Annotated in this window: 22 protein-coding genes; 8 read left to right on the top strand and 14 right to left on the bottom strand. The window is 66.1% G+C overall.

Features of this window, described 5'->3' with window-relative positions; all coding sequences use genetic code 11:
• Window positions 1–22 precede the first annotated feature (22 nt).
• On the top strand, window positions 23–835 hold the full coding sequence (locus C7C57_RS04830) for an HAD family hydrolase (RefSeq protein ID WP_187977788.1): 813 nt from the start codon (window positions 23–25) through the stop codon (window positions 833–835).
• Here the strand turns inward: C7C57_RS04830 and C7C57_RS04825 are convergent.
• The 3 genes from C7C57_RS04825 to C7C57_RS04815 form a co-directional block, all read right to left on the bottom strand.
• Entirely contained in the window at window positions 780–1,316 is a 537-nt protein-coding gene (locus C7C57_RS04825; RefSeq protein WP_187977787.1) for a GNAT family N-acetyltransferase, read from the bottom strand. The genes C7C57_RS04830 and C7C57_RS04825 overlap by 56 nt on opposite strands.
• Window positions 1,313–2,341, bottom strand: coding sequence for an LLM class flavin-dependent oxidoreductase (locus C7C57_RS04820; protein WP_187977786.1), 1,029 nt, complete (start codon window positions 2,339–2,341; stop codon window positions 1,313–1,315). Before C7C57_RS04820 ends, C7C57_RS04825 begins: the two co-directional genes overlap by 4 nt.
• 111 nt (window positions 2,342–2,452) lie before the next feature.
• The gene (locus C7C57_RS04815; protein ID WP_255505776.1) at window positions 2,453–2,965 is read right to left on the bottom strand and encodes a general stress protein; all 513 of its coding nucleotides are present in this window, start codon (window positions 2,963–2,965) and stop codon (window positions 2,453–2,455) included.
• 140 nt (window positions 2,966–3,105) lie between these two features.
• Between C7C57_RS04815 and C7C57_RS04810 the strand changes: the two genes are divergently transcribed.
• The 4 genes from C7C57_RS04810 to C7C57_RS04795 all read left to right on the top strand — a co-directional run bounded on the left by C7C57_RS04810 (window position 3,106) and on the right by C7C57_RS04795 (window position 9,081).
• Window positions 3,106–4,419: a magnesium transporter MgtE N-terminal domain-containing protein gene (locus tag C7C57_RS04810; protein ID WP_030148518.1), complete on the top strand. Its 1,314-nt coding sequence runs from the start codon at window positions 3,106–3,108 to the stop codon at window positions 4,417–4,419.
• Complete coding sequence (locus C7C57_RS04805; protein ID WP_030148517.1) at window positions 4,419–4,955, top strand: DUF1003 domain-containing protein; 537 nt, start codon at window positions 4,419–4,421, stop codon at window positions 4,953–4,955. Before C7C57_RS04810 ends, C7C57_RS04805 begins: the two co-directional genes overlap by 1 nt.
• 5 nt (window positions 4,956–4,960) lie before the next feature.
• Entirely contained in the window at window positions 4,961–6,145 is a 1,185-nt protein-coding gene (locus tag C7C57_RS04800; RefSeq protein ID WP_187978273.1) for a P-loop NTPase, read from the top strand.
• A gap of 110 nt (window positions 6,146–6,255) precedes the next feature.
• Window positions 6,256–9,081 (top strand): hypothetical protein, encoded by a 2,826-nt coding sequence (locus C7C57_RS04795; protein ID WP_187977785.1) that lies wholly within the window; start codon window positions 6,256–6,258, stop codon window positions 9,079–9,081.
• Here the strand turns inward: C7C57_RS04795 and C7C57_RS15815 are convergent.
• The gene (locus tag C7C57_RS15815; protein WP_255505775.1) at window positions 9,078–9,698 is read right to left on the bottom strand and encodes a hypothetical protein; all 621 of its coding nucleotides are present in this window, start codon (window positions 9,696–9,698) and stop codon (window positions 9,078–9,080) included. The two genes, C7C57_RS04795 and C7C57_RS15815, sit on opposite strands and share 4 nt — an antisense overlap.
• An 87-nt stretch (window positions 9,699–9,785) precedes the next feature.
• On the opposite strand from C7C57_RS15815, the gene C7C57_RS04785 reads away from it, so the two are divergent.
• Entirely contained in the window at window positions 9,786–10,415 is a 630-nt protein-coding gene (locus tag C7C57_RS04785) for an O-methyltransferase (RefSeq protein ID WP_030148514.1), read from the top strand.
• Between the two features lie 114 nt (window positions 10,416–10,529).
• Here C7C57_RS04785 and C7C57_RS04780 read toward each other — a convergent pair whose 3' ends face one another.
• The 6 genes from C7C57_RS04780 to dapE form a co-directional block, all read right to left on the bottom strand.
• Entirely contained in the window at window positions 10,530–11,636 is a 1,107-nt protein-coding gene (locus C7C57_RS04780; protein WP_187977784.1) for a sugar-binding protein, read from the bottom strand.
• Between the two features lie 45 nt (window positions 11,637–11,681).
• Window positions 11,682–12,938: a multiple monosaccharide ABC transporter permease gene (gene mmsB, locus C7C57_RS04775; RefSeq protein ID WP_223144814.1), complete on the bottom strand. Its 1,257-nt coding sequence runs from the start codon at window positions 12,936–12,938 to the stop codon at window positions 11,682–11,684.
• A 5-nt stretch (window positions 12,939–12,943) separates the two neighbouring features.
• Window positions 12,944–14,494, bottom strand: a complete 1,551-nt coding sequence (gene mmsA, locus C7C57_RS04770; protein WP_187977782.1) for a multiple monosaccharide ABC transporter ATP-binding protein — start codon at window positions 14,492–14,494, stop codon at window positions 12,944–12,946.
• 196 nt (window positions 14,495–14,690) lie between these two features.
• Entirely contained in the window at window positions 14,691–15,746 is a 1,056-nt protein-coding gene (locus tag C7C57_RS04765; protein ID WP_051701595.1) for a LacI family DNA-binding transcriptional regulator, read from the bottom strand.
• Between the two features lie 249 nt (window positions 15,747–15,995).
• Window positions 15,996–16,169, bottom strand: a complete 174-nt coding sequence (locus tag C7C57_RS04760) for a DUF3117 domain-containing protein (protein WP_081863887.1) — start codon at window positions 16,167–16,169, stop codon at window positions 15,996–15,998.
• A 321-nt stretch (window positions 16,170–16,490) separates the two neighbouring features.
• Window positions 16,491–17,591, bottom strand: coding sequence for a succinyl-diaminopimelate desuccinylase (dapE, locus tag C7C57_RS04755; RefSeq protein WP_187977781.1), 1,101 nt, complete (start codon window positions 17,589–17,591; stop codon window positions 16,491–16,493).
• A gap of 135 nt (window positions 17,592–17,726) precedes the next feature.
• Between dapE and dapD the strand changes: the two genes are divergently transcribed.
• The gene (gene dapD, locus C7C57_RS04750; RefSeq protein ID WP_030148508.1) at window positions 17,727–18,692 is read left to right on the top strand and encodes a 2,3,4,5-tetrahydropyridine-2,6-dicarboxylate N-succinyltransferase; all 966 of its coding nucleotides are present in this window, start codon (window positions 17,727–17,729) and stop codon (window positions 18,690–18,692) included.
• A 181-nt stretch (window positions 18,693–18,873) separates the two neighbouring features.
• The gene (locus tag C7C57_RS04745) at window positions 18,874–19,623 is read left to right on the top strand and encodes a CYTH domain-containing protein (RefSeq protein ID WP_187977780.1); all 750 of its coding nucleotides are present in this window, start codon (window positions 18,874–18,876) and stop codon (window positions 19,621–19,623) included.
• A gap of 12 nt (window positions 19,624–19,635) precedes the next feature.
• Here C7C57_RS04745 and C7C57_RS04740 read toward each other — a convergent pair whose 3' ends face one another.
• The 4 genes from C7C57_RS04740 to C7C57_RS04725 form a co-directional block, all read right to left on the bottom strand.
• Window positions 19,636–20,769 (bottom strand): hypothetical protein, encoded by a 1,134-nt coding sequence (locus C7C57_RS04740; RefSeq protein WP_187977779.1) that lies wholly within the window; start codon window positions 20,767–20,769, stop codon window positions 19,636–19,638.
• 76 nt (window positions 20,770–20,845) lie between these two features.
• The gene (locus tag C7C57_RS04735; protein WP_187977778.1) at window positions 20,846–21,889 is read right to left on the bottom strand and encodes a hypothetical protein; all 1,044 of its coding nucleotides are present in this window, start codon (window positions 21,887–21,889) and stop codon (window positions 20,846–20,848) included.
• 134 nt (window positions 21,890–22,023) lie between these two features.
• Entirely contained in the window at window positions 22,024–23,091 is a 1,068-nt protein-coding gene (locus C7C57_RS04730; protein ID WP_187977777.1) for a hypothetical protein, read from the bottom strand.
• A 256-nt stretch (window positions 23,092–23,347) separates the two neighbouring features.
• A complete protein-coding gene (locus C7C57_RS04725; RefSeq protein ID WP_030148499.1) occupies window positions 23,348–24,655 on the bottom strand; it encodes a citrate synthase in 1,308 nt (435 codons plus the stop codon).
• Window positions 24,656–24,760 lie beyond the last annotated feature (105 nt).

The following is a 24,760-nucleotide window of genomic DNA, read 5'->3' as shown; positions in this document are numbered from 1 at the left end:
TCCCCCAGTGCTGGGAGACCTCATGATTCAGCTCGCGGTTTTTGACTTCTCTGGTACCACCATCGACGACGGCCAGGCCGTCTATCGCGCGCTGGAAGACGCGGTGCGCGAGTGCGGGGTGGGCGTGGATCCGCACGATCTCCTGGCCTGGATGAGCGCCGATAAACATACGGCCCTGGCGGCGCTGATCGAACTCGGCGGCGGCAGCGTCACGGCCTCGGTGGTCGCCCGCGCGCATGCCCGGTATGTCGCGCTCTTAGACGGCTACTATGTCAGCCTTCCCCCGCGCCCCCTGCCCGGGGTGTCGGCCACCCTGCGAGCGCTGCGGGCGGCGGGGATCCGGATCGCCCTTACCACCGGGCTCTCGCGCCCGGTCGCCACCGCGGTTCTGGCCCGGCTGGGCTGGCGCCTGGGCGCTCCCGGGGAGGACAACGCGGTCACCATCGACGCGCTGGTGTGTGGCGATGAGGTGTCCCAGCTCTCCCCCGCACCGTACCTGATCCATCGAGCGATGGAGCGTACCGGGGTCCTCGACGCCGCCCGGGTGCTGAGTGCGGGCGACACGGTGGCCGATGTCCAGGCGGGCCTCTATGCCGGGGCCGCCCACGCGCTGGGGATCCTCGGGGGCGAACACACGGCGGCCGATTTTCGGGAGGCGGGGCTGGGTCCCGCCACCGATTCGCGGGTGCGGATCCTGGACGCGATCACCGTGCTGCCCGAGTTCCTGAACCTCTCCGCTACTCCGGGCCTTGCCGCGCCCGCAGGAGCGCGCACCGACGCTAGCTCGCCAGCCGCTCCGCACCGGGGTCTTCGAGCAGTGGATACACGTAGGTAAACAGGTCGAGGACCTTCGCTCCGCCGATCCACAGCCCGTCCCGCTCGGGGGCGCGCACAAATCCCAGGTGCTCATAGAGTCCGTGGGCACCGGTCATCCCGGGGCCGGTCTTCAGGAACACCGTGTGCCAACCATCGGCGCGCGCCGAGGTCATCACGTGGCGCATGAGCGCGGCGGCGATCCCGCGGCGGCGCGCCTCGGGGGCGACCCCCAGCAGGCGCAGATCCAACTCATCCGCCCGCACATCCTCATGTAGTGGCGGGACGCCGATTCGCCGGGTGGTCACGCTCCCGAGCAGGACACCCGATGCGTCCTCGGCGACCCACACGTCATAGCGTTCCGCGCGGGAGGCGGCGAACTGCATCGGATCGGTGGCGTGCCCCTTCTCCCCGTAGTCGTGGGTATAGGCGGCGCGAATCAGCGTATCAATCGCCTCAAACTCCTCGGGGCGAGCCAGCCGAATCAGCGGATCCCCGCTCATGCGGCACCGCCCGGGGTCCAGCCGAGAGCCGGGCCGATCCTGGTCGCGACCTGCTCCAGGATGTGCTTCCACTCGTCCAGGCCAAACTCGAAGGGCAGCTCGACCAGGTAGTCATCCGCCGCGGCGAATCCGGGATCCTGGGCGATGCTGTCCACGATTTCCGTGGTGGAGCCCAGGATGTCCGGGGCGATGATCGTGCGCGGTCCGTGCACCTCACGGGTGCGCGGCGTGCGACGCTCCACATAGCCGCGGTAGAGCTCCCGCTGTGCCGGGGTGGCCCCCTCGGTGGGGACCGCAACCCGGGCGAGCACGGCGTTGGAGGTCTCGGGGGTGGGGTGGGCGGCGCGGTAGGCGGCCACCTGCGCCTGCTGTACCAGGCCGAAGTCGCGCACGCCGTTTTCGGTGCTGCTGATGTTACTCATCAGCCAGCCCAGTCCCGCCTGCCCGGCCCACTCGGCCGAGCGCAGCGAACCGCCGCCGTACCAGATGCGGTCCGAGAGTCCCGGGCTGTGGGGTTCCACCCGTTCGGTATCCAGGTCGCCGCCGATGCCGTTGTACTCCTCGATCTCGCGCACCCGCGCGCCGTCGATCAGGTCGTGTAGACGCTGGATTCGGCCGTAGCCGTAGTCCTCGGTGCGCCAGCCCGAATCGAACACGATGTCGTTGACCTCATCGGAGAACTTCGGTGCACCCACGCTGACCCCGGCGAGCACCCGTCCACCCGAAAGCAGATCGGCGGTGCCCAGGTCCTCGGCCAGGCGGAATGGATTCTCGTGTCCCACCGGGATCACCGCGGTCCCGAGCCCGATCCGGGAGGTGTGCTGGGCGAGGGCGCCAAACAGCACCGCGGGGGAACCCAGGCCGCGCTGCAGGTGTCGCGAACGCAGCCAGCCGCTATCCAGTCCCAGGGACTCGGCAAAGCCGAACAGCTCGATGGTGTCGGCCAAACCCCGGGCGGGATCGGCCGGATCGATCGGCACAAGGTGCACAAACCCCAGCTTTTTGGGGGTGAGGGTCGAGGTCACGGGGTCTCCTTTTGGTGCGAGTAGTCACACCCTAATGCCCCGGGCTGATCAAACCGAACAGTGTTGTTATGTACGGTCATCCGAGGTCATCGGACGCCCCGAACCGAGTCGCTAGTTAGTGGTGCCGGTGCCGCCGTTTTCCAAGGCGGTACTCAGCAGCTTGCGGGCACGGCCCACCATTTCGGCGGGCACCACCAGGGAGTACGACGCGGCGACGATCTGCATGACCGAGGTGAAGTCCTTGCGGCGTCGGCGGGCGGAGAAGGTAAAGAGGGAGAACAGCATGCCGAAGCCGGCACCGAGGAATACGGCGGCCGCGACGATCCCCAGGTTCAGGGTGGGGTTCATGATGACCAGGATCAGGCCCAGGAAGATACCCATCCAGCCACCGCTCAGCGCGCCCGAACCGGCGGCGCGACCGTAGGTCATCTTGCCGGTGACCCGCTCGACGCTGCGCAGATCCGAGCCGACGATGGCAACCGCGCGCACCGGGAACTCGCTCTGGCCGAGCACCGCGACGGCCTTCTGGGCGTCCTGATAGCTCTCAAAGATCGCCACCGTCTCCCCATCGGGAAGCTGGGCGTCAAACGGGTTGCGGCCACGGCCGGTCTGCGGAATACTCACGTTCTTATTCTCGCATTCCCGTGCCGCGGAGAGCCGATATTCCCCCGATTTTCGCCCACAGCGCACCGGGCCACGGAACGAATGTGCGCCCGCCGCTGCGCCGGGTAGGTTCCACCCAAAACGCCGACTACATTAGAGAGGTGAGTACAACACGAGTCTTTGTCGCCCGACTTGCTGGGTGCACCGTATTTGACCCCGCGGGTGACCGCGTGGGCAAGGTGCGTGACGTTCTTGTGGTGTACCGAAAAAACGACCCGCCCCGCGTGGTGGGACTGGTGGTGGAGATCCCCGGAAAGCGTCGGGTCTTTGTCTCGATCGGCCGGGTCACCTCGATCTCCGCCGGCCAGGTCATCACGACCGGTCTGATCAACGTGCGCCGCTTCCAGCAGCGAGGCGGCGAGGTGCGCGTGATCGCCGAAATGCTGGGCCGCAAGGTCATCTTCCACGATGGTTCCGGCGAGGCCACCATCGAGGACGTGGCCATCGAATCCCAGGGACCCGGCGACTGGTCGGTCAACCAGTACTTTGTGCGCCGTCCCAAGACCTCCTCCTCCCCGTTCGCCCGCGGCGTCACCACGTTTGCCAGCTGGCGGGAAATCCGCGAGAAGGATGACGACGGCGAGGCGCAGTCGGCCGAGCGCCTGATCGCGACCTACACCGACCTCAAGCCCGCCGATCTGGCCAACACGATGCTGGACCTCCCCGGCGAGCGCCTGCTCGAGGTGGCCGGGGAACTCTCCGATGACCGCCTGGCGGACGCCCTCGAGGAGATGCCCGAGACCAGCCAGATCCAGATTCTGGCGAGCCTGAGCGATAAGCGTGCGGCCGATGTACTCGACCACATGCAGCCCGATGACGCGGCCGACCTGATCGGTCAGATGTCCGAGGAGCGCGGTGAGCAGCTGCTCGACCTGATGGAGCCCGAGGAGGCAGAAGACGTTCGTCTGCTGCTGACCTTCGCCCCGGATACCGCGGGTGGTTTGATGACCACCGAGCCGATCATCCTCTCCGCCGACTCAACCGTGGCCGAGGCCCTGGCCCTGGTGCGCAAGGCCGAGCTGGCCCCGGCGCTGGGTGCCGCCGTGTGCATCACCCTGCCCCCGTATGAGCCGCCGACCGGTCGCTATCTGGGCCTGGTGCACTTCCAAAAGATGCTGCGCTATCCCCCGCACGAGCGCCTGGGCACGATCATGGATCAGAGCCTGGAACCGCTGACCACCGATACCTCGGCGGCGCGGGTCGCACGCACCCTGGCCAGCTACGACCTGGTGTCGGTTCCCGTGGTGGACGATAATCACCGCCTGGTGGGCATGGTCACGATCGATGACGTGCTCGACTTCCTGCTGCCCGATGACTGGCGTACCCAGGAATCCGATATCCCCGTGCGCCGAAGTACGTCGCGCTTTCATCACACCGCACGCAACCCCAATGGCACACCTCGGGAGGGACGATAATGGCGAAGCAGCGACGTACCGATGCGGGCCTGGACGCCCCCAAGGGCCTGCGCGGCGCGGTCCTGGCCTCCCGCGATAAAAACAGCAGTGACCGCTTCGGCCGCTTCACCGAGTGGGTGGCCCGGGCGATGGGAACCCCCGGCTTCCTGGTGGGCCTGACCCTGTTCTGTGTGGCGTGGATCGCCTATAACTCCTGGGGTCCCGAAAACATTCGTTTCGACTCGGCGGCGTTTGGATTCACCGCGCTGACCCTGATCCTCTCGCTGCAGGCCTCCTACGCGGCCCCGCTGATTCTGCTCGCGCAGAACCGTCAGGATGACCGCGACCGCGTGCAGATCGAGCAGGACCGTCAGCGCGCCGAGCGCAACCTCGCCGACACCGAATACCTTGCGCGCGAGGTGGTGGCGCTGCGCCTGGCGATGAAGGACCTGGCCTCCAAGGACTTCATCCGCCACGAGCTGCGGGCGTTGCTGGAGGAGCTGGAACGCGACCGCGAACCCGCGGCTTCCCCCACCCAGGAGGAGCCGCGACCGTGAGCGAGATGCCCGCAGACACCGGTTCCCAGAACGGCGGCTCGGCGGCAGATCCGCGGCGGCACGAGGGACTTTGGCGTGCGCTCGGCACGGTCCAGGATCCCGAGATTCGTCGTCCGATCACCGAGCTCGACATGGTGGAATCCGCCGATGTGGATGCCGAGGGGATCGCCCACATCCACATTCTGCTGACCATCGTGGGGTGCCCGGCGGCCAACGCGATCGAGGCCGCCGTGCGTGCGGCCGCGACCTCGCTGCCCGAGGTCACCGCGGTGGACCTGCACGTCGGCGTGATGACCCCGGTCCAGCGCGAGGCGCTGACCACCCGGCTGCGCGGCGATCGCGGGGAACGCGAGATGCCGTTTGGCCCGGGCACGCTGACCCGGGTGTTTGCGGTCACCAGCGGGAAGGGCGGCGTGGGCAAGTCCACGATCACGGCCAACCTGGCGGCGGCCTTTGCCGCGCGCGGGCTGCGGGTGGGCATCGTGGATGCCGACGTGCACGGGTTCTCGATCCCGGGCCTGCTGGGAATCGGCGAGAACGCCGAGGCGCCGGTCAAGCCGACCCGACTGGACAACATGATCCTGCCGCCGGTGGCGCACGGCATCAAGCTGATCTCGATCGGTATGTTCCTGGATGATCCCCGGGCGGCCGTCGCCTGGCGCGGACCGATGCTGCACCGCACCATCAACCAGTTCCTCACCGATGTTTACTTCGGCGACCTCGATGTACTCCTCCTGGATCTGCCCCCGGGCACCGGCGATATTGCGATCTCGATCGGGCAGTTGCTGCCCAATGCCGAGGTGGTGGTGGTCACGACCCCGCAGCTCGCAGCCGCCGAGGTGGCCGAGCGCTCGGGCACTCTGGCCGTGCAGACCGGGCAGCGCATCGCCGGTGTGATCGAGAACATGGCCGGGCTCGTGCAGCCCGATGGAACCGTGCTGGACCTGTTTGGCAGCGGCGGCGGTGACCTGGTGGCCGAGCGGCTCTCAACCGTGGCCAAACGCCCGGTTCCGGTGCTCGCCTCGGTGCCGCTGAGCGTCGAGCTGCGCACCGGCGGGGACGCCGGCGTACCGGTGGTCCTGTCGGATCCCGAGAACGCGGCGAGCGTCGCGATCCTGAAGGCCGCCGACACCCTGCTGACCGGTGGACGCAGCCTGGCCGGCGTGAAGCTGGGTCTCAGCCCGCGCTAGACCCGGGCACGTCGCCCGGTCAATCTGCGCCGGGATCTTCCCTCACCCCGGCCCAAACCCGTATCGTGGTGTCGTTACGGCTCGGTGTCGTGACGCTCTGGGAGGATCCAATGGTGGAATCGGCGCGGTTTGAGGCCCTGATCGAGGAGATCGATCGCACGCAGGTCGGCGTGGAGGAACGCAACCTGATCGAGCAGGCCGTGCGCCTGGCCGAGGAGTTGGGTGCCGATGAGCTCGCCTATCGGGCGCGGGTCCGGCTCACCGCCTCCGCGTATATGACACACGATATGGATGCGATGCTCGCCTCGTTCGCCTGGTGCGCGGGCCAGCATGCGGCCGATCCGCGGCGCTTCCCCGCGCTGCTCGGTGATAATCCCCACGCGCCCGGGCTCAACCTTTTGCTGCAGTACAACTGGGCCGCCAAGGTGCTCACCTGGATTCCGGCGATCGCGCTGACCGAGGTGTACCGCTGCCTGGATGAGATGGCCGAGCGGTATGCCCGCGCCGGCATGAGCCCCCGCACCGCGGTGTTTGCGCGTTTCCGGGTCGCCTATCACGTGGGCGACCTGGCCGCCGCCGATACGCTGCGCCACGAACGCCACCGGTATCCGGTTGAGCCCGAAACCGGGTGTGCCAAGTGTCAGACCGCCGAGGAGGGGTACTTCCTCCATCTCACCGGGGATCACGCGGGGGCGGTCGCCCTGTTCGAGGACTCCCTGGAGGATCACGACTGCTCGCTTGAATATGAAAAGGCCCGGATCCTGCTGCCGCTGGTGCTCAACGGTGAGGCCGAGCGAGCCCGCGCCATCCATCTGGAATCGATCCGCTCGCTCATGCGCTCCCCCGATCTGCTGGAGCTGCTGCCGTTTGAACTGGTGTTCTGCGCGGTCACCGGAAATGCCGAGCGCGGCCTGGCCCTGCTTGAACGCGCGCTGGAGACGATCGTCCCGGATCCGCTGAACCAGGATCAGCACTTCGCGCTGGCCGCCGCGATCGCCCTCCTCCTGGAGACCCTGAGCGCCGAGGGACACGGTGCCGTCCGGGTCCGCGGAGCCCAGAACCCGGCCCTGGCGGTGCTCTGGGGTGCCGAACCGAGCGGCGAGGATACCCGGGCCGACGCGCTGGCCGCCCGGCTCTGGGCGCGCGCGGAAGACATCGCCGCGGTGTTTGATGCCCGCAACGGCAATGCGTTTTTTGCCCGCCGGCTGGAACAGACCCGGGCGCTGCTCGGATCCGATTTCTCGGCGCCGATCCGCACCACCGGGCGGTATGAGCCCGCGCCGCCGGCCGTACCCGCCGAACCCGACACCCCCGAACGGGCGCGGGCGGCGGCCGAGTTCCTGGCGCTCACCGGCGGTCCCGCGGATGCGGCGGGCGCGGTTGAACACGCCCTGGACCTCACCCCGGACGACCTCCCCGCCCGGCTCTTCCTCAGCTCGCTGTTGATCTCGATGTACCGAGAACTGGGCCAGGGCGAGCGGGCCCGGGCCATCCTCGAAGCGCGCATCGATGAGCTGCGTCTGGCGGGCCTTATCGAGCACGCCAAGAACGAGGAGCGGATGGGGATGCTTCAGTTTGGCGCGGCAACCCTCGAAGACGTGACCCTGCTCCGCTCCGAGGTCGATGACCTGCGCGCCGTCGGTGCGCCCGCCGCGGTCCGCGCGCACGCGCTCACCTCCCTGGCCCACGTGCTGGATCGGGCGGACAACCTCGAGGAGGCGCGTGACCTGGCAGCCGAGGCATACGCGCTGGCGGTTGAGGATCCCACCCCCTATGAGTTCCACCCCTCGCTCGGTCTCCACCTAGCCATATTGGAGCGGCGACTGGACCGAGGCGAGGAAGCCCTGGCCCTCCTGGACACGCTGCTGGCCGAGCCGAGCTCGGGCTTTGTCCGCGCCCACACACTCTTCCAACGCGCCACGCTGCACGCCGAGCGCGGGGAAACCGAGGCCGCCTTGCGCGATGGTGAGGCGTTCCTCGCCCAGGTCACCGGGGGCGCGGATCGCGGTATCGAGATCACCGCGCTGGACTTTACCGCCCAGATGCTCAGCACGCTTGACCGCGATGCCGAGGCCGCCGCGCGCACCGCGTATGCGATCGATCTGGCCCGCCGGTCCGAGGACGACCGGCTGGTCTCGCTCCACCTGAGTCTCGGCCGCTATCAAAACTGGGCCGGGGCCGCCGAAACCGCGGTGGAAACCCTGGACACCGCCTACCGGATGACCGGAGAGGACGAGCCGCTGCTGGATGCCGAAATCCTGGTTACCCTGGGCGATGCGGCCGCGAACGCCGAGCAGTTCTCGCTCGCCTATGGTGCGTGGTCCCAGGTGATGGATATCGCCGATCACGTGGAGACCCCCGAGGCCGCCGCGGTCGGATCGCGGGCGGGTCTCTCCCTGGGGGCGCTGCTGATGCGGATGGAGGATGAGGAGGCGGTCGAGCGATTGGAGCGCGCCGCCGCCTGGGCCCGCACGCAGGACGACCTGGGCCCGATCCTGGAAACCCGGCACCGGTTGGGCCTCGCCCGTGCCCGGTTTGGCGATCCCGCCGGGGTCACCGAGCTGGAGGCCCTGCGCGCGGAAATCCCCGATGGGACCTGGCTAGCCGCCGATGTGACCGACTCGATATCCCGCGCGCTCACGGCTCTGGATCGTGCCGCCGAGGCGCTCCCGCACGCCCGGGCCGCCGGGGCCGCCTATGCGCTGGCCGAGGATCCCGGCGCCGCGGTGGCGAGCGGAGTACACGAGGCACGCATTCTGGTGCGCCTGGATCGTGCGGACGAGGCGCTGGAGCGGTACCACACGCTCGGCGAGTCGGTCCCGGCAGAGGCTCCCATCAGAGCACAGATCGTCGAGGAGTGGGCCCAGCTCCTGGAATCGCTCAATCGCCACGCCGACGCCCACACGCTGCGCGCCCGGGAAGCCGGAGAGAACTAGGTCGCGTCGGGGTCGAACGGGGCGTTGAGGACGGGCTCGCCGGCCATGATTGCGCGCAGTCTCGCGGTCGCGTCGGCACCGATCCGCGGGCCCGAAGAGTAGCCACCCGAGGCGTGACCGCCAGACGAGTAGCCACCGGCCGAGAAGCCGCCCGCTGCGGCCGAGCCGGGGGCTCCGGCACCCGAAGACCCCGCGCCCACCCCGGAGGACGCACGGTTTGCCGCCGAAGTCGAGGGGTTTGACGCACCCGCCGACGCGGCAAAACCGGCGCTCGCACCGGCCCCCATCGCCGAGGATGCAGAGGAACCAGGGGACGCAGAGGACCCAGCCGAGGCGGAGGCACCCGGCGTATCCGACATCTCCTCGGTCAGGGCCTCGCGAATAATACGGCGCGGATCGTACTGACGCGGGTCGAGCTTTTTCCAGTCGACCTCGTTGTACTCCTCGCCCATATCGTCCTTCAGCCGGTCCTTTGCACCGGTGGCCATCTCGCGCAGCGAGCGCACCAGACGGGCCAGCTGCGAGGCCAGCTGCGGCAGACGTTCGGGACCCAGCAGGAACGCCGCAAGCACGCCGATGATCAGCAGCTTGTTGAACGATAACCCGAGGTCAAACACCCCTTCAGCTTACCGCGCCGCGTCGCACTCCGCGCACCCACTCTCCCCTGTAAAGTAGGGGACATCGTTTCCATGGGAGGGAGCCACGTGTCCGAACAGGATTCCAATTGGAAGTACGCCGACGACATCGTTATCGAGTCCGAGGCCATCGGGCGCGCACGCTCGCAGTCGCTTGAGTTTGGGTTGACCCCGGTCTCCCCCGCGCTCGGCGCTCAGCTCGCCGTGTTCGCGGCGGCCAGTCGCGCCGCCAACATCATCGAGATCGGCACCGGTGCCGGTGTTTCGGGACTGTGGTTGCTGGAGGGTTCGGCCACGTCGGTGCTCACCACGATCGATCACGAGCCCGAACACCTCGCCGCCGCCAAGCAGGCCTTCGCCGACGCCGGCATCCCCTCCTCGCGCCTGCGCCTGATCGGCGGCCCGGCCCTGGACGTCCTCACCCGGATGAACGAGAACAGCTACGACATCGTGCTGGTCGACGCCGACCCCGCCCAGGTCATCGAAACCGTCGAGCACGCGCTGCGCCTGGTGCGTCCCGGCGGCACCGTGCTGGTCCCGCATGCCCTGTGGCAGGGGCACGTGGCCGACCCCGCCAAGCGCGACGACATCACCACCGCCTTCCGCACCCTGGTCGAGGAGATCGCCGCATCCAGCGCCGTGGTCAGCGCCCTCTCCCCCGCGGGCGACGGTCTGCTGCAGCTCACCATTCGCGCCTAATCGCACACAATAAAAGAGGACCGGCCAGATGGGCCGGTCCTCTTTTTTGTGCCGATACACGCCACAGCGGGCGGGATCCGAAGATCCCGCCCGCTGCGTGTTCGCTACTCGGTGTTACTTGGTGAGCGGTGCGAGGGTGGGGTCGTTGGCGTAGGCCTCGGCCGCGTTGGCCTTGGTCACGATGACCGGGGGCAGCAGGTAAGCGGGAACGATCTTCTTACCGTTGTTGTAGTCCTTGTCGTTGTTCGTGGTGACCGGCTTGCCCTCCTGGAGCTCCTTGGTCATCTCGATGGCCTGCTTGACCAGGTTGCGGGTGTCCTTGTTGATGGTCGAGTACTGCTCGCCCGCCATGATGGACTTGACCGACTCCACCTCGGAGTCCTGACCGGTCACAACCGGGATCGGCTTACCGGCGGCCTTGGCCGAGGCGATGATCGCACGGGCCAGGGTGTCGTTCGGGGACAGCACACCATCCAGCTCGTTGCTGGCGTAGTTCGCCGCGAGCAGCGAGTCCATGCGGTTCTGGGCGTTCTCTGCCTTCCAACCGGCGGTGGCGGTCTGCTTGATGTCGGTCTGACCCGAGACAACCTTCAGGGTGCCGTCATCGATCTTGGGCTGCAGGACCGACATGGCACCGTCGAAGAAGACCTTCGAGTTGGCGTCATCCGAGGAACCCGAGAACAGCTCGATGTTGTACGGGCCGTCGGCCTTCTTGGCCTTCATGCCGTCCAGCAGGGCCTCACCCTGCAGCTCGCCAACCTTGAAGTTGTCGTAGGCCACGTAGTAGTCCACGTCCTCGGTGTTGAGGATCAGGCGGTCGTAGGCGATGACGGTGACGCCGGCGTCCTTCGCGGCCTTCACCTGCGGGCCGAGCTGGCTACCATCGGCGGCACCGATGATGATGACCTTGGCACCCTTGGTGACCATCGACTGGATCTGAGCCTGCTGGTCCTGAACGGTGGTCGAGGCTCCGGCGTACTGGACGTCGGACTTGAAGCCGGCATCCTTCAGGCCGTTGGTGAAGAGGTCACCGGCGAGAACCCAGTTCTCACTGGTCTTGCTCGGCAGTGCAACACCGATCAGGGAGTCCTTCGCGAAGCCGGCGGCGTCGCCGCTCGAGGAGGATCCGGGGGTGCCTGCGTCACGGCTGGAGCAGCCGGCGAGGGTGAGTGCCGCAGCAGCCGCGATGGCGACGGTGGCAAGTGCAGTCTTGCGGAACATAGCTTTCTCTTTCTGTTTTGTGATTGTGGTGATGCGAGGAAAAATTTAGGACTTGTTGACCGGGATACCCAGCTCGTCACCCGACTTGTTGCGGCGGGCGGTGAGGGCACCGATCACGGAGAATCGACCGCTGTTCTTGTTGATCACGTCGATCGCGACGGCGGCGAGGAGCACCAGACCCTTGATCATGAGCACCTTGTCGGAACCCACGCCCAGCAGCTGCAGACCGTTGTTCAGGAAGGCCATGACCAGACCACCGATGATCGAACCCGGAACGGTTCCGATACCACCGGCCACCGCGGCACCACCGATGAAGACGGCGGCGATCGCGTCGAGCTCCCAGTTAATACCGTCCTGCGGACCCGAGGCTCCGGCGCGGGCGATGTAGAGCATGCCGGCCAGCGAGGCGAGCATCGACATGTTCATCATGACCAGGAAGTTGATGCGCTTGGCCTTGACACCGGACAGCTCGGCCGCCCGCTTGTTCCCACCCACCGCGTAGATGTGACGACCGACGATGGTACGACGCGTCACGAACGAGTAGATCAGGACCAGCAGCACCAGGATGATGCCGGAGTTGGGGAAGCTGGTGCCCACGCGGCCACCGGCGAACATGAAGGTTGCGAAGGCGATGATCGCGATCAGCAGCACCAGGCGCAGGATGGTGACCCAGATCGGGGCGAGCTCGGCACCGGTGCGGACGGCGGTGCGACGGGCGCGAACCTCGCGCCAGATGACCGCGGCGATGGCGATGATCCCCAGCAGCAGGGTCAGGTTGTTGTAGCCGGTGTCCGGACCCACCTCGGGCAGGTAGCCCGAGAGCAGGGCCTGGTAGCCGTCGGGGACCGGAACCGAGTCGGCGTTACCCACGAACTGGTTGAGTCCACGGAAGAGCATCATGCCGGCGAGGGTCACGATGAAGGCGGGGATCCCCACGTAGGCGACCCAGAAACCCTGCCAGGCACCGATGATCAGGCCGAGCACCAGGCCGGCCACGATGGCCAGGCCCCAGGGGACGTGGAAGTCATTCATCAGCTTGGCCACGATGATGCCGGTGAAGGCGGCGATCGAACCGACCGACAGGTCGATGTGACCGGCGATGATCACCATCACCATACCGATGGCCAGAATCAGAATGTAGGAGTTCTGCTGTACCACGTTGATGAGGTTCGTGGGCGAGATTGTCAGCCCGTCGGTCAGCCCGTTGAAGAGCAGAATAATGATGACGAGGCTGACCAGAATGCCGAGCTGACGCAGGCTGGAGGTGTTGCCATTTCCGAAGATTTTCTTCAGATCCTTGATGCCGCTCATGCTGCATTCGCTTTCTTTTGGGTGGCGGTCATGCTCTTCATGAGCAGTTCGGGGTCGGCGTTTTCGGCCGTGAATTCGTTGGTAATGGCACCCTCGAAGATCGTGTAGATCCGGTCGGAGAGGCCGAGGAGTTCGGGGAGTTCGGAGGAGATCAGGATGATGCCCTTACCCTGGGCGGCGAGCTGCTGAATGATCGTGTAGATCTCAAACTTGGCGCCGACGTCGATGCCTCGGGTGGGCTCATCCAGGATCAGGATGTCCGGGTCGGTGAACATCCACTTGGCCAGCACCACCTTCTGCTGGTTTCCACCGGAGAGGGTTTCCACGCCCCGGTCGATGCTCGAGGTCTTGATCCGCAGCTTGCCGCGGTAGTCCTCGCTGACCGTGCGCTCCTCATCCTCGTTGACCACACCGGCGGAGGAAATCTTGCCGAGCTTGGCCGAGACGATGGAGCGCTTGATGTCGTCCAGCAGGTTGAGACCGAGGGCCTTGCGGTCCTCGCTCACATAGGCGATGCCGTGCTTGATCGCATCGGCCACCGACTTGATCTGGATCTCCTTGCCATCCTTGATGATGGTGCCCGAGATGAAGTTGCCGTACGAGCGCCCAAAGACGCTCATCGCCAGCTCCGTGCGTCCGGCACCCACGAGGCCGGCGAGGCCCACGACCTCGCCGCGGCGCACGTGCAGGGTTTCGCCCTTGCACACCAGTCGCTCGCTCGAGGTGGGGTGCTGCACGGTCCAGTCATGAATCTCAAAGAAGTTCTCCCCCACGGTCGCGATGCGATCGGGGAAGCGGGACTGCAGGCTGCGTCCCACCATGCCGCGGATGATCCGGTCCTCATCCACCGCGCCCTCGTCCACCCGGAGGGTTTCGATGGCGTGGCCGTCACGGATGATGGTGATCGAGTCGGCGATCTGGGCGATCTCGTTGAGCTTATGGGAGATGATGATCGAGGAGATTCCGCGTCCCTGCAGGCCCTTGATGAGGTCGAGCAGGTGCTGCGAGTCGGTCTCGTTCAGCGCCGCGGTGGGCTCATCCAGGATCAGCAGCTTGACCTGCTTGGCGAGCGCCTTGGCGATCTCCACCAGCTGCTGCTTGCCCACACCGATGTCCTTGATCTTGGTGTCGGGGTCCTCGCTGAGGCCCACGCGGGCGAGCAGTTCGATCGCGTCCAGCCGGGTCTTTTCCCAGTCGATCGCTCCGCGCTTGGTGACCTCGTTGCCCAGGAAGATGTTCTCGGCGATGGAGAGCTCGGGGATCAGGGCGAGTTCCTGGTGGATGATGACGATTCCGGCGGCCTCACTGGCGCGAATGTCGCGGAAGCGCTGAACCTCGTTCTGGTAGACGATGTCCCCGCTGTAGCTTCCAAACGGGTACACCCCCGACAGAACCTTCATGAGGGTCGACTTCCCGGCACCGTTCTCGCCGCAGATGGCGTGAACCTCGCCGGCGCGCACCGCCAGGTTGACCTCGGAGAGGGCAAGAACACCGGGGAATTCCTTGGTGATGTTCACCATCTCGAGGATGTTGGGCTTAGCGGCCATCGGGGAACACCTCCCGGATTCGGGTCGGTGCGATGATGACAGTGAGCATGGCTCCCTTTCGCTGGACAACGTTGTCACTCCCACTCTCGGGTGGGGCTTTTGGTCCAAATGTGACCGTTCACATTTGGTATGAATAAATTAGGCCTAACCCGGTAAGGATGTCAATCTCGGAGAGATAACGATTCTTCTGGGAGGCCTACTCTGGCGAGTTTTCGCGGTTTTTCTCCGGCCAGTTCTGGCGTGTCGGAACCCGGGCGGAGGACTCGCGTACGAGCAGCGGCGCCGGCAAAATCACCGACCGCGCACCCTCCCCCTCGAGCTGCGCGATCACCTCCTGGACCATCCGCCGACCCACGGCGGCAAAATCCTGTCGCACCGTGGTCAGCGGCGGGAAGAAGTGACCGGCATCGGGGACGTCATCAAACCCCACCACGCTCACATCCTCGGGAACCCGCACCCCGGCCTCCCGAAACGCGTGAATGAGCCCCAGCGCCACCTGATCGTTGAGCGCAAACACCGCGGTGAACGGGTCTCCGCGCAGCAGCTCCTTGCCCGCCTGGTAGCCAAAACTCGCCGTGTGCTCGCCGAGGATCGGCGGATGCATACGCAGCTCGGCCTCCCCGATCGCCGCCAAAAATCCCTGCATTCGCTCATCGGCTTCGATCCAGTTCTGCGGCCCGCCCACGTGCAGAATCTCGGTGTGGCCGAGCTCGATCAGGTGCTGAACCGCCTGATAGGAACCCTGGTACTGGTTGACCGCCACGTTGAACGCCCCGGGTCGATCCAGCGAGTCCGCCACAAACAGCGGCACGCCGGGGGCGGCCGCGGCCACGGTGGACACCAGCTTGGCCTGGGGCGCGATCACCACGATGGCCTCGACCCCCTGGGCGAGCAGTCGCTCGATATCGTCCTCGACCCCCAGGCCGATCCCCATCGCGGTGACCAGCGCCAGGCGATACCCGTTGGCATTGGCGGCCTGCTCCATCGCGATCATGATGGCCTGCGGACCGTACAGGGCGGTCGAGTGGGTGGATAACACCCCGATCATGCGGGTGCGCTGGCTGGCCAGCACCCGCGCCGCCTGGTTGGGCCGATACCCGATTTCCTCGATCGCGGCGAGCACCGCAAGCCGGGTTTTATCCCGGATCTTGGGTGAGTTGTTGAGCACCCGGGACACGGTTTGGTGGGACACCCCCGCGGCCGCCGCGACATCGCGGATATTGGGTGCCCGACCGGCAGGTCGTGCGTTCACTAAGACTCCTCAGAGCGGTGCGGGAAAGCGGCGATGCCACCCGCAAAAAGAATTCCGGGCCTCACAAGGCAAGCTGTGGCCTTCCCGGGAGCAGGGCCGAGTCGGCTCGGCGCGGCTACCTTCCACACGATACAACACGTGTGCACACACGCCACGAACTTTATTGACGACACGGTCGAATCGTTTCGAGGGGACAGACAAATCCGCCCCGGCATCTGAAGCAGATGCCGGGGCGGTTGGTGGGGTGGCCTATGCGGGCGCAACAACCCCCGAGAGTACCTGGTGAAGTTCCTTCGCCTCTTCGTCGTTCACGGAGACCACGAGTCGTCCGCCCCCCTCAAGTGGGACACGCACGATGATCAGGCGCCCTTCCTTCACGGCCTCCATCGGTCCGTCCCCAGTCCTGGGCTTCATCGCTGCCATTCGGTTCCCCTTCCGTGGTTTCCTGTTCCCATTATCAGCTATTTGGGGTGTCCGTGGAAATCCAAGGCGACTTATGACGCGATAGGTAACCCGACATAACGGACATGGAATGCACCCCTCTCGCACCGCTCGCCGTGCCACCGAGGCGGGATGAAGCCGATCCTGATCGGGTATTTCCCTCGGCGCATCCGGAGCCGAGGGCAAACCCGGAAGCATTCAAATTGCGTCAGGAAATCGGCGCATTGTTAATATCACCGGTACCGCAAAAACCACCCGATTGGGACCGTTTCCCACCCCGGGCCGTCGCCTCGGAGGTGGTTTTTAGTTGGCTTCGGGGGTGTTCAGCCAGGTCCGCAGACCCCGCTCACAGTCCTCGATTTCCGCCACCGCGACGCGCTCATCATCGGCGTGGGCACGCAGCGGATCGCCGGGTCCGTAGTTCACAGCGGGGATGCCCAGGGCGGAGAATCGGGCCACATCCGTCCAACCATACTTGGGCAGCGCGGGCACCCCCAGGGCGGTCAGGAAGCGCTTCGCGAGCGGCGCATCGAGGCCCGGACGGGCACCCTCGGCGCGGTCCACCACGGTGATTTCCCACTCACCAAACAGCTCGGTGAGGTGGGCGATGGCCTCATCGGCCGACTTATTCGGGGCGAATCGATAGTTGATGTGCACCATGCACTCGTCGGGAATCACGTTGCCGGCGATGCCGCCGGTGATCCCCACGGCGTTCAGACCCTCGCGATAGACCAGACCCTCGACCTCGATCTGGGCGGGACGATAGGCGGCAAGCTTTTCTAGGATCGGGGCGGCCGCGTGGATCGCGTTCTCCCCCACCCAGGCACGCGCCGAGTGCGCGCGCAGCCCGCGGGTACGCACCTCGATCCGCACGGTTCCGTTGCATCCACCCTCCACCTCGGCGCGGGTCGGTTCGCCGAGGATCGCAAAGTCGCCCTCAAACAGATCGGGACGGGCCTCGGCCAGCAGGCGCAGGCCGTTGAGGTCGCTGGAAACCTCCTCGTTGTCGTACCACATCCAGGTAATATCCACCGCGGGATCGGTCAGCTCGGCGGCGAGCGCCACCTGCACGGCCACGCCCCCCTTCATGTCCACGGTGCCGCGCCCGATCAGGTGGTCGATTCCGTCCACGAGCTCGCGACGGATCGGCAGGTTGTTGTTGATCGGGACGGTGTCCACATGCCCGGCGATGATCACCCGCTGGGCGCGGCCCAGGTTGGTACGTGCGGTCAGGGTGTTGCCGTGACGGATCAGTTCCAGATGGTCAAATCCCTCGAGGGTTGCCACCAGACGATCCACCAGGTGGGCCTCGGCACCGGACACCGAGGCTTCATCACAGATCTCACGGGTGAGCTCCACGGTTCCGGCGGACAGGTCAAACGGGAGGGCAGTAGGCGCGGACATACCTCCGAGTCTAGGGTGTGTACGGGGCCGGGTCTGCCCGAATATCGGTGTGGATATCGCCGGAAACCGCGAATTCGCAAGCATGTGCATCGCCACACGCGCGCCAAGATCCCGTGAATTCGCTAGCCTTACAGCATGAGTGCAACTGATTCCGCCGCGACCCCCACCAATGCCTGGGGCTATGGCCTCGCGACCATCACCGACGCCGGTACCGTCCTGGACACCTGGTACCCCGCACCCGAGCTGGGCACCCTGCCCGAGGGCCGCGAACGCTGGTTCACCCCCGCCGAGATCGAGGACCTGACCGGACCGGATGAGCGCCGCGGCGTGCGCCTGGAGGCCGTGACCGTCGAGATCACGCTGTCCGAGGCCCCCGCCAGCACGAGCGACGCCTACCTGCGTCTGCACCTGCTCAGCCACCTCAAGGTGGCCCCCAACACCATCAACCTCGACGGGATCTTTGCCTTCCTTCCGAACGTGATGTGGACCACCGGCGGTCCGGTGGAGCCCGAGTTCTTCGACGCCAACCGTCCCCGCCTGACCCGCGCGGGCATCAGCCCGGTGGGCCTGGACAAGTTCCCCCGCTTGCTGGACTACGTGAGCCCCGCCGGCGTGCGCATCGCCGATGCCTCGCGGGTCCGCCTCGGCGCCCACCTCGCCCCGGGCACCACCGTGATGCACGAGGGTTTTGTGAACTTCAACGCCGGCACCGTGGGCACCTCGATGGTTGAGGGCCGCATCTCCCAGGGTGTGGTCGTGGGCAACGGCTCGGACATCGGTGGCGGTGCCTCGATCATGGGTACCCTCTCCGGCGGCGGAACCCAGCGCATCACCATCGGCGAGCGCTCGCTGCTGGGTGCCAACTCGGGTATCGGCATCTCGATCGGCGATGACTGCGTGGTGGAGGCGGGCCTGTACGTGACCGCCGGCACCAAGGTCACCCTGCTGGACGGCGACCGTGCCGAACCCCGCCGGGTCAAGGCCGCCGAGCTCTCCGGAGTGGCCAACCTGCTGTTCCGTCGCAACTCGCTGACCGGTGGCGTGGAGGTCCTGCCGCGCTCGGGTGTAGGCATCGTCCTGAACGCCGCGCTGCACGCGTAAGCAGCATTCACAACCGGCCGGGGCGATTCGCTCCGGCCGGTTTTGTGTTTCACCGATTGTCTCGCGCGGCCCCGCCGGTTGTGCGTTTCTCCATCGGTCTCGCGCCGCCCGGCCAGTTTGTGTGTCAGCTCGCGTCGGTTCGTCCTTGGTGCGGCGCGGTGTTTCCCGGCAGACTGGAGTCATGACTGCTTCTGGTGCCCGCGAGATCGAACGCAAGTATGACGTCCCCGATGCGGCGGTGCTGCCGGATCTGACCGCCGCGGTCCCCGGGTTGGTGGCCGATGCCCCGCACACGTTTGAGCTGGCGGCGACCTACCTGGACACTGCGGACGGGGGCCTGGCTCGCGCCCGCACCGCGCTGCGTCGCCGCGAGGGTGGGCACGATGCCGGCTGGCACATCAAGGCCGACACCCCGCAGGGTCGATTCGAGACTCAGTGGCCGCTGGATGAGCCGGTCGCTCCCGGTTCCCCGAACGGTGCCGCCCCGGCCGCGGCCGAGGCTGCCGCGGGATCCGAGTCTGATGGGTCCACCGGGCTCGGCGGATTGCCCGAAGCCGAGGATGCGGTCGCGATTCCCGCGGCAATCCGCACCGAGCTGGCTACCCGACTGGGCCTGGCGGACGCGGTGTTTGCGCCGATTGCGGTCCTGCGCACCACCCGCACCATCGTGACCCTGCGCGACACCGACGGCAACGTTCGGGTCGAGATCGCCGATGACACGGTGATCGCCCACGACGTTTCTGCCGATATCACCCGCACCTGGCGTGAGTGGGAGGCCGAGTTCCTGCCGCTGCCCGGTGCCACCGCCAACGACGAGGCCGCCGAGGCCGAGGCGAACGCCCTGCTCGGGGCGGTCGAGGCACGCCTGGCACAGGCTGGCGCGGTCACCGCCTCCTCACACTCGAAGATCGCCCGCGCGCTGGGCCGCTAGCTGCCCCGGGCGCTAGCCCGGCCGATGCTCGGTCGCGGTGATGGTGGTGCCAATCGAGCCCAGGCTCCACGCGCGCGGCGTCGCCACGGTCCAGCTGAAGGACAGCGCCACCGCCGCGAGGAGAACCGTCATCGCAAGCACGCTGAGCACCGCCCCGGAGCGATGCAGCAGCAGCGCACCCACCAGGCAGAGAATCGCCGCGGCCAGGAAGATCGTGATCGGAATCCGCGGAATCTGGTCGGCTGTCAGCGGCTGACTGTCGAATGACATTGCGCCCATCAGCCCCTCCGAAAGACGCGGCACGGCGAGGATCCACCCAACAATTAGCAGCGGAATGGACAGCAGAATCAAGATAATGGTCGCCGCACGCCGGGCGGTGAGTGGACGTCGGCGAAGATCAAATCCGCGCCATCCCGAATACACCCAGGCGGCAACCAGAAACGCCAGCGCCAGGACCCCCGCGATCGCGTATCCCGGCAGAGACATCAGCCCACCCAAGACCGAAAACATCACGCCCCCGGCCAGATAGTTGGCCACCAGGTGATCCGGCACCGGGCCGGCGTTCCCCTGGAGCGTGACAACGATCCAGGCAGAAACGAGGAACGGGGCCAGCCAGTTGACGAGCACCCGCAGCCGATGCACCCACAGCGTCGGTCGCTTCGGTGGCAACCACAGCAGGACCGCCGCGAGCGCGACCAGGATCACCATGACCCCGGTGAGCATCGTCACGGCCATCAGATCCTCGGAGCGTTGGTACTCATTCGCCACGATCGGCCGGGAGTCAAGCAGCCGTGCTACCGCCTCGATGGCCGGCAGCACAAGAAAGGGGACGATCAGCGCGGTGCCCACAACCAGGGTGGCGGCGACAACCAGCGGCGCATTCGAATACGACCAGCGTCGAACCCCCTCGGCAACACACGTGGTGACCACCGCACCGGCCATGACGTAGAGGAACATCACGTGGAGCACGCCCGCCTTGGTGGAGCTCGCTCCCGAGAGCTCGGGCACTACAAAACCCAGCGCGAGAATAAGGATGCCCGTCCCGAAGCCGAGCATGGTCAGTCGGGTTCCCGGCCAGTGACGCTCCTGGGGAACGGGGGCGGTCCAGCGGGGTTTCGAGTGGAAAACCGGAGAGTCTTGCGTCATCCCCAGAGCGTATCCATCGGGTGTGAAAACCGGTTCCGGCACACGAGCGTTCTCGGGTAATCGTTATCTGGTTCGCCTAGCGAATCCACGCCGCCGCGAGGGCACACAGGACGATCACCGCGGTGGCGATCAGCAGATAAACGGTGGGCCGGGTGCGCCGTATCGCCCAGGCAATCAGGGCATAAACCAGTGCCGCTCCCGCAAACACGGTGATCGCCAGGCTGGGGATCTGATCGGGGCTCGGAACCCTGGAGAGCGGGAGCCCGAAGCCGAATGTGGCGATCCGATCGTGGGCGAGCAGCCAGGCGATTCCCGCCACCAGGAGGGTCGCCACGCTCAGCGCATACGCCGCCCGGCGGGTTCCGAGTTGTGTGCGAAAGCGAATATCCGGGGCATCACGATTGGCGATAATGCGGGCGCTGGCGCGCAGGCCGATCCCGAGGTAGAGGGCAAACACGTATCCGGCGACGCCCGCCCACCCGGCTTCCAGCATGAGAATGAGCAGCTGGATCACGGCAAAGTCACCGAGCACAAACGGGGTATCTCCCACGGACAGGATCATCCACGCCGGCACCCCGACCCCGATCACCAGCAGCACGGGAATGGCGATGCGCCAGGCGAGATAGCGGCGGGCCGTGGGTTCGCGGTCGGGTCGACACAGCACCCACGCCATGACGATCCACACGATCAGCGCGCCGCCCCCAACCACAACCGTGGGCCAGCTATTCGACGGGGGCTCCTCCTGCCCAGCCGCGGGAAACAGCGTCTGGGTGGCCGCCTCGATGGTGCTGAGGGTCAGAATCGGGGCCCCGACCGACAGCCCCAGCAGGATCGCGGCCAGCGTCACGAGTCGGCGATGGGTATTGCTGAGCCGCCGAATCGTATTGGTGCAGTGTGCCACCACTATCGATCCCAGCAGAATCACCAGGGCGCTCATGCCGACGCCGAACTGGGTGATGACATCACTCCCGGCGAGCTGGGGCACCCCCAGACCCAGCGCGATGATGACCGTACCAGCGACGGATCCGATCAGGGTCAGACGCACCCCACGCCAGCGTCGCTGGAGCGCGCGATGGTCTCGGACGGACTCCGGGGTGATCGAAACAGTAGGTTCGGCCATGCGCCGAGCGTACAACACCGCTCCCACTGCATCCCGAACGACAGACCCGGCAGATCCGACAGATCCCGATCATCACCCTCGAACCGAGGTCAGATTATGTGGGCTCGGCCACACGGCTATCCCGTGGCTCGGGACTACACGAAGGAGATTGCGAAGGCCGCGATCCCAGCGGTGAGGAGCGCAAGGATCCCCGATCGCAGGGTTCGGCGAAGACCCCAAGCACCTGCCGCACATATCACCGCCGCACACATCAACCAGGTGATTGCGGCGGCCGGGGCCATCGGGACATCCGGGATTTCACCCCCCATGATGTGTTCGAACCTAAACAGCTGCGCCGTCATGCTGTCCAGGGTAAACATCCAGGCAATCGTCGCGCAGGTGAGAGCCGAGAAGATGAGCGCGGGTGAAATCCATCGGCTCGCGCCCCCAAAGCGCCAACGGCTATCTCGTGAATCACGACCAGTCTGGATCCGCGCAAACACCGCGAATCCATAGATCAGATATGCCCCGATCAGATATCCGGGCACACAGCTCCAGATGATCAATCCCGCGATGAGGAATACCAGGGAGCCCCCGCCGGTTCCGCTCGTTTGGAAAAAGTCTTCCCCAAAAACATGGAGATGGATCGTGACCCCAATGACGCTGGCCAGCACAAAGACGATCCGTAAGAGGTAGTTCCAGAGTCGCGGCCTCCGCGGCCGACGCCGTAGGAGGAGAAAACATGCGGTTAGTAGCCAGAGCACAAGCAGCCCGATGGTAACCACCAACGGAGTCTGGGTGATCAGCGAAGCATCGATGCGTGGGTTCGACACCTGCCCATACAGAAAATACTTGGCATCCTCAATCGCGTTGAGGGTGAACATCGGCGATGCAATCGCCGCCGATAGAACCAGCGATGCGAGCAAGACCAGCGCAACGTTGGAGTTACTCAGACGACGAATCCGTTCCACACCGAGCGCCGTCGCGATTGAACCGAGCACAAGAGCCGGGGTGCTGGCACCCAAGAACATCATCCGCTGGTCACGCAGGGCGAGCGGTCCATAGGTCATCAGGACACAGGAAATGATTCCGATGGCTGCCCCGACGGCGCAGGTGCGCCAGCCTCGCCACCACCACAGGCGTTTCGGCCTCACTGCAGTCCGATTATCGGACGTTTGAGCCCGCTCCTCCTCCCGGGATCCGGTAGCTACCGTTCCCTCCACATGGCCTTGTTCCCGGTAACTCTGTGATAAATCCCCCATCGGATCAACCTATCAGCGTAGATTCCACCCGGCCTCGTCTCTCGCCCTAAAAGGCCATCTCACGCAGGTGTCGAGGGATATTGTCCATCCGTTTACGGGCAATTGCGGGCTATGTCAAGGATGAATCTCAGTGCGATAAACCGGAAAAACTTGGTGCCCCGGACACGACAAAACCACCGACACCCCAGGGTGCCGGTGGTTTTAAAGTGCGGCCTCGTTAGCGCTGCGGCAGGTCGCGCTCGGGCTCACCGATGTACAACTGCTGCGGCCGCCCGATCTTGTTCTGCGGGTCGAGGTTCATCTCGCGCCAGTGGGCGATCCAGCCGGGCAGGCGGCCGATCGCGAAGAGCACGGTGAACATGCGGGTCGGGAAGCCCATGGCCTTGTAGATCACGCCGGTGTAGAAGTCGACGTTGGGGTACAGGCGACGCTCCTTGAAGTAGTCGTCCTCGAGGGCCAGCTGCTCCAGCTCCATGGCCAGATCCAGCATCGGGTCCTTGACGCCGAGGGCCTGGAGGACCTCGGTCGCACTCTCCTTGACCAGCTTGGCGCGCGGGTCGTAGTTCTTGTAGACACGGTGTCCGAAGCCCATGAGCTTGACGCCGTCTTCCTTGTTCTTGACCCGCTCGACGAAGCGCTTCACGCCCTCGCCGGAGTCCTGAATGCGGCCCAGCATCTCCAGTACGGCCTCGTTGGCCCCGCCGTGCAACGGACCCGATAGGGCGTTAATGCCCGCCGAGATCGACGCGTACAGGTTGGCCCCGGTCGAACCGACCAGGCGCACGGTCGAGGTCGAGGCGTTCTGCTCGTGATCCGCGTGCAGGATCAGCAGGCGATCGAGCGCGGTGGAGAGCACCGGGTTGATCTCGTAGTCCTCGGCCATGTTGCCGAAGTTGAGCTTGAGGAAGTTATCCACGAAGCTCAGCTTGTTATCCGGGTACAGGAACGCCTGACCCAGCGACTTCTTGTGGGCGTAGGCGGCGATCACCGGAAGCTTGGCCAGCAGACGGATCGTGGTGAGCTCGACGTGCTCGGGATCGTGCGGGTCGGCACCGGACTCGTAGTAGGTCGACAGGGCCGAGAGGGCGCTGGAGATCACCGACATCGGGTGCGCGGTGTGCGGCAGGGCCGAGAAGAAACGCTTGAGGTCCTCGTGCAGCAGGGTGTGACGGCGAATCCGCTCGTCAAACTCGCCCAGCTGGTCGGCGGTGGGCAGCTCGCCGTAGATCAGCAGCCACGCCACCTCAAGGTAGGTGGATCCGGCAGCCAGCTGCTCGATCGGGTAACCGCGGTAGCGCAGGATGCCCTCGTCACCATCGATATAGGTGATCTTCGACTTGGTTGCGGCGGTGTTCACAAAGCCGTAGTCCAGCGCGGTCAGCCCGGTCTGGCGAGTCAGCGATGACACATCCAGACTGCTCGCGCCCTGGGTTGCGCCCAGGATCGGGAATTCGGCGCTGCCGCCCGCAAAGGTGAGGGTAGCTTTCTGCCCGGCAAGATCGTTGTGCGCTCCGTTGTCGCCCACGGTGCCTCCTTGGTTGATTTTCGCTCGTGGCCACCTGCGCAGTCGTCTACGCTGGCGGCCCGGGGTACGGCACTCGGGGTAGAGGCCTCATTTGGGGAAGGTTCG

The sequence above is a fragment of the Mycetocola sp. JXN-3 genome (assembly GCF_014522285.1).
GTDB classification, from domain to species: Bacteria; Actinomycetota; Actinomycetes; order Actinomycetales; family Microbacteriaceae; genus Mycetocola; species Mycetocola saprophilus.
This window is presented reverse-complemented; position numbering and strand designations above follow the sequence as displayed.